Consider the following 17,463-nt stretch of genomic DNA (forward strand, 5'->3'; position numbering starts at 1 on the left):
AACGCATTGACATAGCTCAGCAACCTTAATAGGGAAGCTGAGTTTTATGTCATTTTATAACAGGTAAAGCTTGTCTTTACTAAAAGTAAAAGTAATAAGCAGTGGAAGCATTATGATGAACCATTCCCAGCCAACAGGCGCTGATTACAATTACGCCATTGTCCGCCAATTTGCCTTAACCACAGTTTTGTGGGGTATTGTTGGTATGTCAGTCGGCGTATTAATTGCGGCTCAGTTAATCTGGCCTCAGCTGAACTTTGACACTCCTTGGTTAACGTATAGTCGCTTGCGACCATTACACACCAATGCGGTGATCTTCGCGTTCGGTACATCAGCCCTTTTTGCAACATCCTATTATGTCGTACAACGCACCTGTCAAACCCGACTATTTGCACCTAAGTTAGCCGCATTTACGTTTTGGGGATGGCAAGCCATCATTCTGTCAGCAGCTATCACTTTACCAATGGGTTTCACTCAAGGTAAAGAATACGCTGAATTAGAATGGCCTATCGATATCGCAATTACTATCGTTTGGGTGTCCTACGCTATTGTGTTCTTCGGTACTATTATCAAACGAACGACTTCGCATATTTATGTGGCGAACTGGTTCTTTGGTGCCTTTATTATTACCGTTGCTGTACTACACATAGTTAACTCTATGGCAGTACCAGTCAGTCTGTTCAAGTCATACTCTCTGTATAGCGGCGCTGTCGATGCTATGGTGCAGTGGTGGTATGGTCACAATGCGGTAGGTTTCTTATTAACCGCAGGCTTCTTGGGGATGATGTATTACTTCGTACCTAAGCAAGCGGGTCGTCCTGTGTACTCTTACCGTCTATCTATCGTCCATTTTTGGGCTTTGATCGCACTGTATATTTGGGCTGGTCCTCACCACTTACATTACACAGCTTTACCTGACTGGACTCAGTCTTTAGGTATGGTGATGTCACTGATCCTATTCGCACCTTCTTGGGGCGGTATGATTAACGGTATCATGACCTTGTCTGGTGCTTGGCATAAACTGCGTACTGACCCTGTATTGCGTTTCTTAGTCGTTTCTCTGTCTTTCTACGGTATGTCTACCTTCGAAGGCCCGATGATGGCAATTAAGACAGTTAACGCATTATCACATTACACAGATTGGACTATCGGTCACGTTCATTCCGGCGCGCTAGGCTGGGTTGCAATGGTGTCTATTGGTTCTCTGTATCACTTGATCCCTGTATTGTTCGGCCACGGCCGCATGTACAGCATCAAGTTAGTCAACGTCCATTTCTGGTTAGCGACTATTGGTACTGTGCTTTACATCGTATCTATGTGGATTTCAGGTGTAATGCAAGGTCTAATGTGGCGCGCAGTGAATGCTGACGGTACTTTGACTTATAGTTTTGTTGAAAGTCTTGAAGCTTCATATCCTTTCTACTTTGTACGTTTCCTTGGCGGTTGTTTCTTCTTAACCGGTATGCTGATCATGGCATACAACGTGATCCGTACTGTGAAAGCCTCTAAAGATTCATTGCCAGCATTGGCTGAACCAACAGCGGCTTAAAGGAGCAAACTCGATGAAATTTAATCATGAGATAGTTGAAAAAAACATCGGTTTGTTAGCGATCTTTACCGTTATCGCTATCAGTTTCGGTAGTCTCGTTGAAATCACACCGTTGATTTTTCAAAAAGATACGACTGAGCCAGTGGAAGGTTTAAAGCCATACACTGCTCTGCAAATTGAAGGCCGTGACATCTATGTTCGTGAAGGTTGTTATAACTGTCACAGCCAGATGATCCGTCCTTTGCGTGCAGAAACTGAACGTTATGGTCACTACTCTGTCGCGGGTGAATCGGTTTGGGATCATCCATTCCAATGGGGTTCTAAGCGTACAGGTCCTGATCTTGCCCGTGTTGGCGGTCGTTACAGCGATAAATGGCATGAAGTTCACTTAATCGATCCTCGTGCTGTAGTACCTCAATCGAATATGCCAGGGTTCCCATGGTTAGCCGAAAACAAGTTAGACGGCGAACTGACGGGCGATAAGATGACTATCCTACGTAACATGCATAAAGGCGGTTACAAAGGTAATGATCTTTATACCGATGAAGAAATCGCAGGCGCACAGCAAGCTGTTGCTGGTAAGACAGAGCTGGAAGCCTTGATTGCATATCTTCAGTCTTTGGGTCACGCACTCAAATAAGGAGGCATATATGGATTACGGCACATTACAAGGCATTTTAACCATCATTGTGATGCTGACCTTCGTCGGTATATTTGCTTGGGCATATAGCTCGCGTCGTCAAAAATCCTTTGATGAAGCAGCTAACCTTGTGTTTTCCGATGAGGAAGTCAGCAAGGTATCGAAGGACTCAGGAGAGAATAAGTGATGAGTAGCTTCTGGAGTATTTGGATTAGCGTACTCTCGTTAATTGTGATCGCGGGATGTTTTCTATTACTGCGTGTGTGTTCTAAGAACACCACGGACGTAAAAGAAGGCGAATCCATGGGTCACAGTTTCGACGGTATTGAAGAACTCAATAACCCACTGCCAAAATGGTGGAGTTATATGTTCTATATCACTATCGTGTTTGGCTTGATCTATCTAGCCTTATTTCCTGGTTTAGGTAACTACAAAGGCCTTTTAGGCTGGACCAGTTCTAACCAAAGCATTGGTACTGAGCAAGGTATTAAAGCCGACTCTGCCGCAGCCATTGAGCTTGCCGCAAAAGAAGGCCGTTATGTTCAGTATGACCAAGAAGTAAAACACGCTGATGAAAAATATGGCCCAATCTTCGCGGCTTACTTGGCTACACCACTAGAAGAATTAGTGAAAAACCAAGAGGCATTAAAAGTGGGCGGCCGTTTGTTCCTACAAAACTGCGCACAGTGCCACGGCTCTGACGCACGTGGTAGCAAAGGCTTCCCTAATCTCACCGATGGTGACTGGTTATATGGTGGCGACTTAGCCACGATTAAAACCACTATCATGGGTGGTCGTCATGGCATGATGCCGCCAAAAGGTGGTTTGCCAATCGATGACAGCGAAATTGCGGGTTTAGCTGAATACGTTGTTAAATTGTCTGGTCGTGAGCACGATGAAACACTCGCCGCTCAAGGTCAAGGCTCATTCATGAAAGGTTGTTTCGCGTGTCATGGTATGGACGCTAAAGGCAACAAGTTCATGGGTGCTCCGAATTTAACTGACGATGTTTGGTTATATGGCGGTAGCCGCGGCGTGATCGAAGAAACGATCAAACACGGCCGTGCTGGTGTCATGCCAGCCTGGAAAGACGTTCTCGGTGAAGAGAAAGTTCACGTGATCGCAGCTTATGTTTATAGCTTGTCAAACAAGTAATTAGATGTGAGTAATGCTAAGGCCTCGAAGACTTCGAGGCCTTTTTTTTAAAGTGCTAAAACCGTCTTTTAACGGTAAAATGGCGCAAATTTTTTGAATGGGTATCTGACATGAGCGAACAACAAGCCTGGTATAAGCAGTTCTGGCCTTGGTTTTTAATTATTCTTCCTTTATGTGCCGTCGTCGCAAGTTTTACCACACTAAAAATTGCCCTTACGAACTCGGACTCTTTAGTCGCCGAGGATTACTACAAAGATGGCAAAGCCATTAATATGGACTTAAGTAAAGTAAAGTATGCCAAACAAATAGGCATGAATTTTTTACTCGAACAAACTAATAATGAAATTCTACTGACGCAACAAGGTGGTCCCGCTTCTCAAGCTGCGCTGAAAGTCGAGTTCTACCATCCAACCATTGCCGACAGAGACATCAAGCTCACCGCTACAGCCGATGCCAGTAATGTGTATCGCATTACCGTGCCTGCCACACTAATCGGCCCTTGGGAAGTGCGTCTGGAAAGTTACGATGGCAAATGGCGCATTCACCAACGCGTTGAATTAAAAGATCATGTCCAACTTTGGCTGAACTGATTGTGGTTGAATTGATTTAGTTAAATAAGAATTGCTATGACACATCCAAGTTGTTTTCACTGCCAAGAGCCCGTGCTGACGGGCCAGCAGTTTGTGACTCGCATTAATGATCGTGATGAACTCATGTGTTGCCCCGGTTGCCAGGCGGTTTCTCAGGCGATTGTGGATGCGGGATTGCTCAGTTACTACAAGTTTCGCACTGAGCCAGGCAGTAAACAGAACGCACTCGTCCCCGAAGCCTTAACGCAATTTAGCGCCTATGACTTGCCTGAAGTGCAGCAAGACTTTGTCCATTCTGAAGATAATGTCGAGTCAGTGTCACTCTCTATTGATGGTATCACCTGCGCGGCCTGTGCTTGGTTGATTGAGCACAAAGTGAAACAACTAACGGGTGTGAGCCAAGTACTGGTTAACTCGACCACCCAACGCGCCATGATCAGTTGGGATAAACGCACGGTAAAACTCAGCGATATTCTCGGGCAAATTAGCCGTATTGGTTATCAAGCCGCGCCTTACCAAGTCGATGAGCAAGAGCTCAACAATAAACTCAATAGTCGAAAGTTTTTACTGCGTTTAGGCTTAGCCGGCTTTGCGACCATGCAAGTGATGATGTTCGCCCTCGCCCTCTATACCGGCTACTTCACCGATTTAGATGTGCAATATCGGGACTATTTCCGCTGGGTCAGCATGATTTTTGCTACCCCCGTAGTGCTTTACTCGGCGCAGCCCTTCTATTTCAGTGCGATTCGTACCCTGCTCAGCGGCAAACTCAATATGGATGTGTCTGTCTCCATTGCGATTGGCGGCGCATACGTAGCCAGCTGTTTTGCCACAGTCAATGGCACTGGCGAAGTGTATTTTGAATCTGTGTCCATGTTTACCTTCTTCTTATTACTCGGGCGCTACTTCGAACAAAAGGCCAGGCAAAAGGCCTCGGTTAGCTCGAGTAATTTGCATAAGTTAGTGCCGCTCACGGCGCACTTAGTGAACGACACTGGTCAGGAAGAAGTTCCCGCCAAAAAGTTACGCCTCAATGATGTGATCCTCGTTAAACCGGGTGAAATGGTAGCTGCCGATGGCGTAGTGATTGAAGGTCACACTAGCATCAATGAAGCTATGCTCACCGGCGAGCAAATGCCGATTGAAAAAACTCTTGCTAGCCAAGTTTACGCAGGCACTATCAACGTCGACCAACCCATCAAAGTTAGCGTCACTGCACTAGGGCAAGACCAACTCGTGGCTGAGATTATTAGACTGCAAGAGCTTGCATCCAATACAAAACCTGCAATTGCGCTCTTAGCCGATAAATTATCGCGTTATTTCTCGGGCACAATCCTGACCATAGCGACAATCACCTATTTGGTTTGGCATCAAATTTCCCCTGAGGATGCCTTTTGGGTAACGCTATCGGTTCTAGTTGCTACCTGTCCTTGCGCCTTAGCACTTGCCACACCGACCGCTGTCACCTGCGCGACAGCTATTTTTACTCGCCTTGGGATTATTACTCGCAAAGCCGGTGTATTTGAAAAACTGCCACAGATCAAACATGTTGTCTTTGATAAAACCGGCACCCTCACCTGTGGTACCCTCTCTATCGGGCAAACGCAGTGCATGGCCGATTTAACCAATACGCAAGCCTTAGCCATTGCCGCAGCACTAGAAGCAGGCTCTCGCCACCCGATTGCCGCGGCATTTGCCATGTTTGCCGATAATGCACTGGTTGCCGAAGAGGTTCACCATGAAGTTGGCTTTGGCGTTAGAGGCCGTATTGATGGCACTGATTACTTCATTGGCAATGCAGTATTTACCGGCGCGAGTATTGATAGTCGTGATCCAACCCAAAAGATTTGGTTAGCACGTTCAGCCAATAATCAGCTTGAAGTACTGGCAAGCTTTGAAATTCAAGACAATATTCGCCAAGACAGCAAAGCTACAATTGAGATGTTAAAGCAGCAAGGTTGCCGCATCAGTATTGCCAGCGGCGATAGCTCAGGACACGTACATCAACTGGCAAAAGAGCTGGGGATTGACGATGTGCACAGCGGCTTAACGCCTGCAGATAAACTTGCCCTCGTGACCCGATTACAACAGCATACAAGGGTTGCCATGTTTGGCGATGGCATCAACGATGCGCCTGTGCTTGCGGGCGCCGATTTGTCGGTGGCTATGGGCAGCGGCAGTGCTATCGCGAAAAACAGTGCCGATTTAATTTTATTGGGGGATCATCTGTCCCGCTTCACCCAAGCCGTTAGCGTCGCGAAACTGACGACACAGATTATCAGACAAAATTTAGCGTGGGCGCTGGGTTACAACGCCCTGATCTTGCCCTTAGCCGTTACCGGCCATGTGGCACCTTATATCGCCGCCATTGGCATGTCGGCGAGTTCTTTGATTGTGGTCGGTAATAGCCTGAGATTATTGCGGGTTAAAGTGTGATCACAATAAAAGTAAAACCAGAATAGTAAGAGGTCATTATGGAAATTATTTATGTGCTTATCCCCATTGCCATGATCTTTGTCGCCATCGCTGTAATGGTATTTTTTTGGGCGGTGAAATCCGAACAATTTGACGATTTAGACCGCCAAAGTGTGTCGATATTATTCGACGAAGATACTGTTAAACCAAACAGCCATCCCGTGCCTGAGAAAAAGCAAGCCGAAGCCGCGCAAGAAAAAGGCATGCCGCTGTGATTGAGTACAATGTCACTGGGGCTTTTCTGGTAGGTCTCATGGGCGCCGCACATTGCTTTGGCATGTGTGGCGGTTTAGTGGGCGCTTTCTCAGCCCAAATCCCTCATCCTAAAATAGGTAACCAGCTGGCCCATCAGCTTAAATATTTACTGAGTTACAATCTTGGACGTATTTTGAGTTACACCTTAGCGGGCGCCTTAGTGGGCGCTTCGGCGGCAGGTCTTGGTCACTTATTTGAACTGGATACGTATTTGATTGTGCTGCGCATCATTGCCGGACTGATGATGATCGCAACTGGGCTGTATATCGCCAAAATTTGGGTTGGAATCGTACAGATTGAGCGAGTCGGTCAATGGTTATGGCAATATTTAAAACCCATAGCGCAACGGCTTGTGCCCATCCAAAATCCGAGCCAAGCGATCATGGCGGGATTCATTTGGGGCTGGCTGCCCTGCGGCCTCGTCTATAGCACCTTAACTTGGTCGGTTGCATCTGGCTCTGCTAGCCAAGGTGCCTTGATTATGCTGGCATTTGGCTTAGGTACTTTACCCGCCCTATTGAGTGCTGGCGTGGCAGCAAAACGACTCGCTGCTTGGGTTCAACAGAAAACCGTTAGACTATTGAGCGGCTTACTGTTAATTGCGTTTGGTGGTCAAACTTTATATATCGCACTCGCGCAGCTAAACTAGCCCAAGTGCGTGAATTGGTTTAACATGGCTGCAGTGGATAAACTTGAGAATCAACATGACAATTGAACAAAATAAGAATCGTCGTCCTGCCGCTAGCGGATGCACAATCCATTGTCACGATTGCAGTATGGGTACCCTTTGTATTCCTTTTACCCTCAATGCAAGTGAGCTAGATCAGCTCGATGATATTATTGAGCGTAAAAAACCGATCCAAAAAGGCGAGCAAATTTTTAAATCGGGTGATGCGTTAAAATCCCTGTTTGCGATCCGCTCTGGCACCATCAAAAGTTACACTATTACTGAGCAAGGCGATGAGCAGATAACTGGCTTCCATTTAGCGGGTGATGTGATTGGTTTTGACGGTATCCACGCCCAGTTGCACCAGAGTTTTGCACAGGCACTTGAAACCTCCATGGTCTGTGAGATCCCCTTTAATATCCTCGATGAACTGTCGGGCACTATGCCTAAATTGCGTCAGCAGATCATGCGCCTGATGAGCAATGAGATCATGAGCGATCAGGAAATGATCCTGCTACTCAGCAAAAAAAATGCCGAAGAACGCCTGGCTGCATTTATCAGCAATCTGGCTAATCGTTTTGGTAGCCGTGGCTTCTCGCCAAAGGAATTCCGCTTAACTATGACCCGCGGTGACATTGGTAATTATCTCGGTTTAACCGTAGAGACCATCAGTCGTTTACTTGGGCGTTTCCAAAAATCAGGCTTAATTGAGGTTAAGGGTAAGTATATTACTATCCTCGACTCACAAGAGCTGAATCTGTTAGCGGGTAATTCGCGCATAGCAAGATAGTTCACCGCAAGAGTGTTTTCTGCAAGAAAGTTGAGTGAAACATAATAGTTAAGTGCAAAAGTATTAGGCGCTAGATCCTTGCTATAGATTGCAAGAACAATTCAGTTGAAAAAACGTGGCTGGCTAGACATGTCATGCAGATTAAGGCATGATTTTTAAGCGAGTTTTAATCAATTTCAATTGAGTTTGATCTAGAACAATACAGCTAACTGCCAAAGGCTCATGATGATATTGAGCCTATGACTAAAGGAACCTCCCATGAAGGATTATCAAAAAATACTGGTTGTGGTTGACCCTACCACAGAGAATCAAGTTGCCCTCGCTCGAGCGGTAACCTTGGCCAGTAAATGCAATGCTCAAGTCACTGTGTTTCTTTCTATCTTCGACTTTTCCTATGAGATGACTTCGATTCTGTCGAATCAAGAGCGCGAAGCCATGCGCCAAGGCGTCATAGATCAACGTCTCGCTTGGATCCAAGACTTACTCGCCGCTTACGCTCATCTGCAACTCAATATCGATACCCAAGTCATTTGGCATAATCGCCCCTTCGAAAGCATTATTAATCATGCAATTGCAGGGCAATACGATTTGATTGTTAAAGGCACCCATGCCCACGACAAACTCAAAGCGGTGATCTTCACCCCAACCGATTGGCATTTAATGCGTAAAGCGCCTGTGCCAGTGTTGATGGTGAAAGCCCATGACTGGCCAGAGGCGGGTAAAATCCTTTGCGCTGTGAATGTGGCGACCGAAGATACCGATCATCAAATGCTTAACGGTAAAATCATTGAGCACGCAAAAGATTTGGCAGATAAATTCTCTGCCGAAGTGCATTTAGTTAATGGTTATCCCGGCACACCGGTAAACCTAGCCATTGAATTACCAGATTTTGATGCCCAATCCTATAACGAAACCATTCGCATGCAGCATGAGCAGCGCGTAAGTTATCTCGCTAATGCATACGGCATTAATCCAAACCATTGCCATGTAAAAGAAGGCCTGCCTGAGGATGTGATCCCTGAGCTTGCTGAAAAACTCGATGCCGAATTGGTGATCTTAGGCACAGTCGGCCGCACCGGATTTTCAGCGGCATTGATTGGTAATACCGCAGAGCATGTTATCGATAGCATTAATTGCGACTTACTGGCTATCAAACCTGACGGTTATAAATCGCCGTTAGAAGAAGCCTAAGCGATACGCGGCACTTTACCCCGCCAAAGATAGCTGGAATAATACGCGCCCTGAAACTGAGTTACTGGGCGCTTTTTTATGCTTGAAGCTATATCTGAAGTTACGGCAAATCCAATGTCTGAAGAATTATCAAAAAAACAAACTACCCGTCTGAATAAATTACAGAAACGTCTGCGTCGTGAAGTGGGTAGCGCTATCGCCGATTACAATATGATTGAAGATGGTGATAAGATCATGTGCTGCCTTAGTGGCGGTAAAGACAGCTATGCAATGCTCGATATTTTGATGAATCTGCAGCAACGTGCACCCATTCAGTTTGAAATCATTGCGGTTAATTTAGATCAGAAGCAACCAGGCTTCCCTGAGCATGTATTGCCCGCCTATTTAGATAAGCTCAATGTGCCCTATCACATCCTCGAGAAAGACACTTACTCGATAGTGAAAGACAAGATCCCTGAAGGCAAAACCACCTGCTCCCTGTGTTCTCGCCTGCGACGCGGTACGCTCTATGGCTTTGCCCAGCGTATTGGCGCCACTAAAATCGCCCTTGGCCACCACAGGGACGATATTATTGAGACCTTGTTCTTGAATATGTTCTTTGGCGGCAAGATGAAAGCTATGCCTCCTAAGCTACTGTCAGATGACGGCGCTAATGTGGTCATTCGGCCACTTGCCTATTGCCGCGAGAAAGATCTCGAAGAATATGCCAGCTTAAAAGAATTTCCAATCATTCCATGCAACTTGTGTGGCTCGCAGGAAAACTTAAAGCGCGCCGCTGTCAAAGACATGTTGAATCAATGGGATAGACAGTATCCTGGTCGTATTGAAACAATTTTCACCGCTATGCAAAACACCGCACCATCACAGGGTGTTGACCGTGAGCAGTTCGACTTTGTGTCATTAACGCGTGATCCAGATGCGCCTCTGCGTGGCGATGTTGCCGAAGCTAATCTGCCCGCATTCGATTTCCTAGATATCGCCAACAGCGGCCGTATTGATTTGGATGCAGCAAAACGCATTGATATTGTTAACACTTACGAAGTCTAATTAAGGCTGAAGCTAGCGCCCTAATCAGTAAATAAGTTAAACCAGCAAAACAAAAATGCCCACATGATGTGGGCATTTTTATGGCTACAAAATAAGTTAATCTTTGAGTACGTGCTTCTCAATCGACTATTTCAAGATGCCAATTCAAGATACAAAGAGGATCACTTCACCCAAGGACTCAAGACTAATGGCTGGGCACTAAAGCTTAGCGTCGTGATGTTTTCAAGCTCATTCACGGCTAATTTATAACTGCCCTTAACGGCTTGTTCACGGCCATTAAGGTGTATATACACTTCTTGCTCGGGTTGGAATTCAAAGTTAAGACCAGCAATAGGATCCCTAAAATAACGCATCGGGAAGCCTTGCATAGCACCAAGCAGCGTGTCCATTTCGGTCACGATTTGCTGTAAACGCGCTTTATCGTACTCAGCCAATGTCTGTTTTGCTCTGACTTGCATCGCGATAGCGCATCCATCAGCACTGCCAGCAAAATTGAGATTAACCAAGGCACGCTGATCTTTTAAATCATCATCTAAGGGAATAAATAACCGCTGAGCATAGGTATACGTCAATGGCGTTGATGTTTTTTCACTGGAAATAGAACCGCTTTGGATCAAACAGTTTTTTTGTATTGGAACACTAAAAGCCACTTCTACGAGTTGGTAACCGCCCTTGTTGACTTGTTTTAACCTATCATAGAAACCTTTATATTCAAGGGATACAGTTTCTGCAGCGGCGCTAGTTGCCAGTAAACAGAGGCCACTAAACAACAATTTTTTATACATCGACATTCACCAAATATTTTTCATTATGACGTAACATATCAAGCAGCTCATCAATATAAGCTTCTTGTCTTTCAGAATAATTCACGAGTCCGTAAATCAATTGATCCGCTGTCGGCTCTAGCTCCTGTGAGCGTAAATCAGCGCGGATAGAACGAAACAGCGCATAAGCCGTATTAGAATTTAAATTGCGCATGTAGGATGAAACGGACTCGTCGACCGATGAAAACACTTTCACCTCATGGCTCTTACCTGATCCCCGTGAAGATGGCACTATGCCGCAACCAGCACTAAAACACCATTCACCAAAAAAATTAAAGCCTTCACGGGCAAAACGTGAGCTGCCCCAACCGGATTCATTCGCGGCTTGGATCAGCACCATAGATTCAGGCACAATATCGACGCGCTTTAGTAAGCTTGCTAAGGATTTAGCATCGACGTTTCGTGCCGCATATTGGTATTTGTCGAATAGCGTATTGAGTTGCCCGAGTTGGGTCTCAGATAAACTCTTGCCATTATCAACCAAAGCGAGCATTTCACTGACAAACTCGCGTTCCATCGAGATGATGGCATTCTGCTGCTGCACAATCGGCCGCAGAAAATCAAAAAAGGCTTTCTTCTTTTCTGTGATATCGTTGATCGCAGAAAAGTCAGGAACTTGCGTAACAGGATCGACAGCGTCAACGAGTTGGGTCGCAATGCTAGATGAATCATTCGTGTTGGGAATGAGCCAAACGCGCAATGCAAAAATCGCCACTATGACCATGGCTAATGCCAATGTAAACGATCCGATTCTACCCGTTTTCAATAGTTCACCTTAAGTATGACGCCCGTATTGGGCAAATAAAGGGCGGATTATAAGCTAATTGTCAGATTTAATGAAATTTGCCCGCCGTCACTGTCATTAAATCAAGTACCATGCTCATTAACTCAGGTACAATATTGCGCCTGAGGCACCACTCTATAAGCCCTATGCGTGCCATACGTGTGTGCTTGCCGCATGACAGTCGATAATGGGTGCAAGCTTTCGACTGAGCTTTTATACTAAGGTTCCTTAACGCAGTGACATTGCACAGCAGCATTTACGTCATCCTGTTTTATAAGTAACCTGAGCTCGGGATAAGCAGAGCCGCTGAATAGGCATCTTTTCGGGCCTCTCTGCGTTGCTCTGTCTAACCATAGCTCGCTATGGCGTACGACAGAGCGCCTTGATATGCGCATTCAGTCAGAAAATAGATTTTTCATTTAAAACTAATCATTTATAGCATTGATTTAGTTTGTTAAATTTAGATTTTTCGACACTCGTTATCCCGAGTTCAGGTTAAGTAAATCAGTGATGACAGTAACATTTATTTTTCGGGTATTCAGGAAGGAAGAACCCAGATGCAGCATTTGATGTTAAATCAATTTGAACGTGTCGTCGCCATTGGCGGAGGCCATGGTTTAGGCCGAGTATTATCGTCACTCGATTTTTTAGGCAGCCGTTTAACGGGAATTGTCGCGACCACAGATAACGGTGGCTCTACCGGTAGACTCAGAGCCGAGCAGGACTGTATTGCCTGGGGCGATTTACGCAACTGCTTATCCCATCTAGCCAATCGCCCTTCCGTCGGCTCACAACTATTCGAATACCGTTTCCAAGGTGAAACTGAACTCAGCGGCCATAATCTGGGTAATCTTATTTTACTGGCGCTTGATCAGCTGTGCGTTCGTCCATTAGAAGCAGTTAATCTCATCCGTAATTTACTCAAGATTGAAACCCAGCTGATCCCTATGTCTGAACAACCCACACACTTAGTGGCTCTGCAAGCCTGTGGTAGTAAAGTGTTTGGCGAGATCAATGTCGACAGTATGGATGAAGCACCTATCGCGCTCTGCCTTGAGCCACAGGTCGATGCAACTTTTGAAGCCTGTGAGGCCGTTCGGCACGCAGATTTAGTTATCCTAGGCCCTGGCAGCTTCTTAACCAGTATCATGCCGCCGCTGCTGTTACCTAAGTTCGCCAAAAGCCTAGCCGCAACTAAAGCGCAGGTGATCTTTATAGATAACCTGGCCGAAGAAGCCTCGCCCGCAGGTCGATTTAGCATTGAGCAACGTATCGCTTGGTGTCATCAAGTGATTGGCAAGCCCATCATTCACAAAGTGTTACGTCATGGCGAACAAACGCGTTTAGGGCCACTGATCAACTATTTTCCGTTGAAGAATCGCCATAACCCGAACTTGCATGATCAAGCGAACTTATTAGATGCATTAAGCGCCATATTGCGAATTAAATCTGAGCTCACGCTGCAATCGCATGAACCTCTTGCGCTTAGCTGCTAATCACTGCATAGCCCGCACGTGCTGACACAATAAAAAACATAAAGGACAGCAAATGCTGTCCTTTATGTTTGAAGGCTAAAGAGAAATTCCTTTAGCCTCATTCTATAACCTAATAAGCCTTACAAGACTTGGGCGATGGCTTTACAGATCACTGGCATATTGGTCTTAGTCATGCCTGCAACGCTAATGCGTCCTGAACCAACGATATAAACCCCAAACTCGTCTTTCAAGCACGCCACTTGGGCTTTGTTCAAACCAGAGAAACTGAACATACCATTTTGGCGAGAAATAAAGCTAAAGTCCTGAGTCACGCCTTCAGCCTTTAAGCTTTCAACGAACAAGGTACGCATTTCGGCGATACGCTCACGCATCTCTTTAACTTCCTGCACCCACATGGCTTTCAGGGCTGCGTCATTTAAGATAGTGCTGACGATCAGCGCGCCATGTGCTGGCGGATTAGAATAGTTTGCACGTATGGTACGTTTCACTTGGCTAAAGGCACGCACTGCAGCATCAGCATCTTCAGCCACCACAGTTACGGCGCCGATACGTTCGTTGTACAAACCAAAGTTTTTAGAGAAAGAGTTAGCAACCAGCAACTCCGGCACTTTTGATGCCACTAAACGAAGACCAGCCGCATCTTCTTCAATTCCAGCACCAAAACCTTGGTATGCGAAGTCAAACAATGGTACAAGTTTCTTATCGGCACACAATTGGGCTACGCGTTCCCATTGTGCCAAGGTTAAATCGATACCGGTTGGGTTATGGCAGCAACCGTGTAGCAGCACGACATCGCCTGCATTCGCGTGAGACAAGTCCGTCATCATGGTATCAAAATCGATATCATGGGCTTCTGCTTTGTAATAACCGTATTCTTTAACGGCTAAACCCGCGGTTTCAAAAATATTTTGATGGTTGGCCCACGTTGGATTGCTGACCCAAATAGTGTGCGAATCGGTATTACGCAGTAAAACCTCAGCAGCAATACGCAGTGCACCTGTACCGCCCGGGGCTTGCGCTGTGGCAGCACGGCCAGAAGTGATTAATGCACTGCCCTCACCGAATAACAATGTTTGTACAACATGGTTATACGCTTGCACGCCTTCAATGCCTAAATAGTTTTTGGTCTTCTCTTGCTCAAGTAAAATAGCCTCGGCTTTTTTCACTGAAGTCAGCACTGGAGTTTGTCCAGCCTCATCCTTATAAATACCGACACCCAGATTAACTTTATCCTGACGGGGATCAGCCTTAAAGGTATCAGTTAAACCAAGAATGGGATCTGCGGGTGCGAGTAATACTTGAGAGAAAATCATGACTACGTATCCTAATTATGCGCGTGTAGGGGAAATTTCGGCTTATTTATACCACTGTCTTTAAGGGGGGAATAGCGACTTAAGCACCTTCTTAGGGAAATTCTTACGCTATTGTAGATTTACCAAAAAAAAGTGTCTTTTGTTATGTAATTATAAGCAGAAATATGAAATTACTTATATAAAGTTATTTATAACATCTAGATCACAAAACCTTGCAGTTTTATATTGTAGAAAAGAACCGCGCGCTGATGTCGCAATACTGAATGCCGGAAATGTGAGCTGAACCCATGGCCAATCCTAACCGGACCTAGCCTAAGAATGATCAGATATGACACGAGGTGAAGCATTATTAAATTCGGCTTTGAGAACCGATAAAAGCAAAAAAGCCCTGACATAAGTCAGGGCTTTTCTGCTTTTTTGTACCCGAGGCCAGACTTGAACTGGCACGCTGTTACCAGCGAGGGATTTTAAATCCCTTGTGTCTACCGATTCCACCACTCGGGCAAACTCTTTATATTAACGACGGGAATCGTGTCATTAATACGTTATATCTATGGAGGCGCGACCCGGAGTCGAACCGAGATCGACGGATTTGCAATCCGCAGCATAGCCATTCTGCCATCGCGCCCAAACTGCCAAATTTATTAAAATTTGGAGCGACATATCGGGTTCGAACCGATGACCTATACCTTGGCAAGGTATCGCTCTACCAACTGAGCTAATGTCGCCTATCATTGCGCTTAATCATTAGAAGCCATGCTAGGCATGCTTTCCCCTGACTGCGGATTGGCATTCTACCTATTTAGACCTCAGAGTCAATCAACAATTTTTAAAAAATGATCTAAGCCGCATCGTTTGCCCAATAAACCGCCACAAGTCAGCAAAGTTGATGTTTCCTTCATCAATTTAGGCTTTTTGCTGTTACTGACGCCGATGCGGCAGATGATTAAGTGCGGCAGAAAGCTGTGGTTGATAGGAGCATTGCGTCGAACCCAATTAAATTGCATAAGTATAGAAAAACAAAAGCGCCCTACAGGGCGCTTTATGTGAAGATTATGCGCAGTTTTGAAGACTCAGCATTACTTACGCTAGTGATTTACGCAGCTAACTTATGCTGGTAGAGATAGCGTCGTTAAACCTAACATAGTTTGCATTACACCAACCACTTGGCAGCTGTAACCAAACTCGTTGTCATACCAAACATAGAGAATGGCACGCTTGCCTTCTGCGATAGTTGCCTGTGAGTCAACCACGCCCGCATAACGAGAACCCACTAAATCGCTCGATACAATTTCAGTAGAGTCGGTGTAATCGATTTGATTTTGTAGCGGTGATTGCAGCGCCGTATCTTTCAGGTACTCGTTCAGCTCATCTTTACTGGTTTCAGCATTCAAGTTCATGCTGATGATGGCCATAGAAACGTTCGGCGTTGGCACACGAATCGCGTTACCGGTTAACTTGCCCGCTAACACTGGCAGTGCTTTAGCAACGGCTTTCGCGGCGCCTGTTTCAGTGATCACCATGTTTAATGGTGCACTGCGGCCACGGCGGTCAGCGGTGTGATAGTTATCAATCAAGTTTTGATCGTTGGTATAAGAGTGAATCGTCTCAACGTGACCATTCTCAATACCATATTTATCATTCACGGCTTTCAGTACCGGCGTAATGGCGTTGGTCGTACAGCTTGCCGCAGAAACGATAATGTCTTCTGGGGTAATGTCGCCTTCATTCACACCGTAAACGATGTTCTTGATCGCGCCTTTTGCAGGAGCTGTCAACAACACTTTGCTCGCGCCTGGGCTCTTAAGGTGTAAACCAAGACCCGCTTCATCTTTCCAAATACCTGTGTTATCAACAACGAGTGCATCGCTGATATCGTATTTAGTGTAATCCACTTCATCAGGCGAGTTCGCGTAAATCACTTGGATATAGGTACCGTTGGCGATGATGGCATTGTTCTCTTCGTCAACTTCTACAGAGCCATTGAAAGGACCATGGACTGAGTCACGGCGCAATAAACTGGCACGTTTCTCTAAATCACCTTTCTTACCGCCACGTAGTACGATAGCGCGCAATCTTAACTTATTGCTGCGACCTGTGCGTTCAATCAACAGGCGTGCTAATAAGCGGCCGATACGGCCAAAACCATACAGCACGACATCACGCGGTGCGACATCATCAGCATGGTCGATGGCATCGGCCAACTCTTTTGCCATATAGCTTTCAATTTCACTGACATCGGTGTGATCACGCCAGTAATTGACTGCAAGCTTACCAATATCCACTTTACATTGTTTAACTGCGAGTTTACTCAAAGCTTGAACGAAGGGGAAACTCTCGCGTAAACGTAATTTTTCACCGACATGACGACGAACTAAACGGTGCGCTTTAATGATTTCAATCGTAGAAGCATTGAGTAACGGCTTGCCGTAGACCACGACTTCAACGCCTTGGTTACGGTACAACTTGCCTAACAAAGGCTGCATCGCCTCTGCCATTTCAAAACGTTCTTGCCAACTTTGTAGGTGTTTATCAGCGCTCATTTACAGATCCTTTATCTCACTTTTCAATAAAATGTACTGAAAGGTTTGAGTAACATGACGAAAAGACCAATAATCTAATGCGGGTTTTAGGGAAAACCCTGTTTTGGTCGGCGCCATTGTAATGAAAGTCGCGCTGTGTTGCCA

General features: G+C 45.7%; 16 protein-coding genes and 3 tRNA genes. 12 read left to right on the top strand and 7 right to left on the bottom strand.

What is annotated here, in order from left to right:
• Window positions 1-112 precede the first annotated feature (112 nt).
• The 11 genes from ccoN to ttcA all read left to right on the top strand — a co-directional run bounded on the left by ccoN (window position 113) and on the right by ttcA (window position 10,359).
• Entirely contained in the window at window positions 113-1,549 is a 1,437-nt protein-coding gene (gene ccoN / locus Q4Q52_RS05290) for a cytochrome-c oxidase, cbb3-type subunit I (RefSeq protein WP_006081607.1), read from the top strand.
• 13 nt (window positions 1,550-1,562) lie between these two features.
• Entirely contained in the window at window positions 1,563-2,189 is a 627-nt protein-coding gene (ccoO, locus tag Q4Q52_RS05295) for a cytochrome-c oxidase, cbb3-type subunit II (protein WP_006087156.1), read from the top strand.
• A gap of 10 nt (window positions 2,190-2,199) precedes the next feature.
• A complete protein-coding gene (locus tag Q4Q52_RS05300; protein ID WP_006081605.1) occupies window positions 2,200-2,376 on the top strand; it encodes a CcoQ/FixQ family Cbb3-type cytochrome c oxidase assembly chaperone in 177 nt (58 codons plus the stop codon).
• Window positions 2,376-3,344, top strand: coding sequence for a cytochrome-c oxidase, cbb3-type subunit III (gene ccoP, locus Q4Q52_RS05305; RefSeq protein WP_126491968.1), 969 nt, complete (start codon window positions 2,376-2,378; stop codon window positions 3,342-3,344). Before Q4Q52_RS05300 ends, ccoP begins: the two co-directional genes overlap by 1 nt.
• A 110-nt stretch (window positions 3,345-3,454) precedes the next feature.
• Window positions 3,455-3,934, top strand: a complete 480-nt coding sequence (locus Q4Q52_RS05310) for a FixH family protein (RefSeq protein ID WP_006087158.1) — start codon at window positions 3,455-3,457, stop codon at window positions 3,932-3,934.
• A 36-nt stretch (window positions 3,935-3,970) separates the two neighbouring features.
• Complete coding sequence (locus tag Q4Q52_RS05315; RefSeq protein ID WP_311990012.1) at window positions 3,971-6,370, top strand: heavy metal translocating P-type ATPase metal-binding domain-containing protein; 2,400 nt, start codon at window positions 3,971-3,973, stop codon at window positions 6,368-6,370.
• Between the two features lie 38 nt (window positions 6,371-6,408).
• Window positions 6,409-6,624, top strand: coding sequence for a cbb3-type cytochrome oxidase assembly protein CcoS (gene ccoS / locus Q4Q52_RS05320; protein ID WP_006087160.1), 216 nt, complete (start codon window positions 6,409-6,411; stop codon window positions 6,622-6,624).
• The gene (locus Q4Q52_RS05325; protein ID WP_311990013.1) at window positions 6,621-7,313 is read left to right on the top strand and encodes a sulfite exporter TauE/SafE family protein; all 693 of its coding nucleotides are present in this window, start codon (window positions 6,621-6,623) and stop codon (window positions 7,311-7,313) included. Before ccoS ends, Q4Q52_RS05325 begins: the two co-directional genes overlap by 4 nt.
• A 55-nt stretch (window positions 7,314-7,368) precedes the next feature.
• On the top strand, window positions 7,369-8,121 hold the full coding sequence (gene etrA / locus Q4Q52_RS05330; RefSeq protein WP_006081599.1) for an electron transport transcriptional regulator EtrA: 753 nt from the start codon (window positions 7,369-7,371) through the stop codon (window positions 8,119-8,121).
• Between the two features lie 258 nt (window positions 8,122-8,379).
• Window positions 8,380-9,312 carry a universal stress protein UspE gene (gene uspE / locus Q4Q52_RS05335; RefSeq protein ID WP_261271635.1) on the top strand — a complete coding sequence of 311 codons (933 nt, stop codon included), beginning with the start codon at window positions 8,380-8,382 and terminating at the stop codon, window positions 9,310-9,312.
• A 78-nt stretch (window positions 9,313-9,390) separates the two neighbouring features.
• On the top strand, window positions 9,391-10,359 hold the full coding sequence (gene ttcA, locus Q4Q52_RS05340; RefSeq protein ID WP_220592934.1) for a tRNA 2-thiocytidine(32) synthetase TtcA: 969 nt from the start codon (window positions 9,391-9,393) through the stop codon (window positions 10,357-10,359).
• 161 nt (window positions 10,360-10,520) lie between these two features.
• Here the strand turns inward: ttcA and Q4Q52_RS05345 are convergent, their stop codons facing one another.
• Window positions 10,521-11,144: a DUF2987 domain-containing protein gene (locus Q4Q52_RS05345; protein WP_259522784.1), complete on the bottom strand. Its 624-nt coding sequence runs from the start codon at window positions 11,142-11,144 to the stop codon at window positions 10,521-10,523.
• Window positions 11,137-11,949, bottom strand: a complete 813-nt coding sequence (locus tag Q4Q52_RS05350) for a glucosaminidase domain-containing protein (RefSeq protein WP_311990014.1) — start codon at window positions 11,947-11,949, stop codon at window positions 11,137-11,139. Before Q4Q52_RS05350 ends, Q4Q52_RS05345 begins: the two co-directional genes overlap by 8 nt.
• Window positions 11,950-12,524: 575 nt before the next feature.
• Between Q4Q52_RS05350 and Q4Q52_RS05355 the strand changes: the two genes are divergently transcribed.
• Complete coding sequence (locus Q4Q52_RS05355) at window positions 12,525-13,463, top strand: YvcK family protein (RefSeq protein WP_311990015.1); 939 nt, start codon at window positions 12,525-12,527, stop codon at window positions 13,461-13,463.
• A gap of 119 nt (window positions 13,464-13,582) precedes the next feature.
• On the opposite strand, the gene Q4Q52_RS05360 is transcribed toward Q4Q52_RS05355, so the two are convergent.
• The 5 genes from Q4Q52_RS05360 to Q4Q52_RS05380 all read right to left on the bottom strand — a co-directional run bounded on the left by Q4Q52_RS05360 (window position 13,583) and on the right by Q4Q52_RS05380 (window position 17,319).
• Complete coding sequence (locus tag Q4Q52_RS05360) at window positions 13,583-14,776, bottom strand: amino acid aminotransferase (RefSeq protein WP_311990016.1); 1,194 nt, start codon at window positions 14,774-14,776, stop codon at window positions 13,583-13,585.
• A gap of 420 nt (window positions 14,777-15,196) precedes the next feature.
• Window positions 15,197-15,280 (bottom strand) — tRNA-Leu (locus Q4Q52_RS05365).
• 50 nt (window positions 15,281-15,330) lie between these two features.
• Window positions 15,331-15,404 (bottom strand) — tRNA-Cys (locus Q4Q52_RS05370).
• 24 nt (window positions 15,405-15,428) lie between these two features.
• A tRNA-Gly gene (locus Q4Q52_RS05375) sits at window positions 15,429-15,504 on the bottom strand.
• A gap of 381 nt (window positions 15,505-15,885) precedes the next feature.
• Window positions 15,886-17,319 (bottom strand): glyceraldehyde-3-phosphate dehydrogenase, encoded by a 1,434-nt coding sequence (locus Q4Q52_RS05380; protein WP_106650455.1) that lies wholly within the window; start codon window positions 17,317-17,319, stop codon window positions 15,886-15,888.
• Window positions 17,320-17,463: the final 144 nt, after the last annotated feature.

The sequence above is a fragment of the Shewanella sp. SP1S2-4 genome, from assembly GCF_031932075.1.
In the GTDB taxonomy this organism is placed as follows: Bacteria; Pseudomonadota; Gammaproteobacteria; order Enterobacterales; family Shewanellaceae; genus Shewanella; species Shewanella baltica.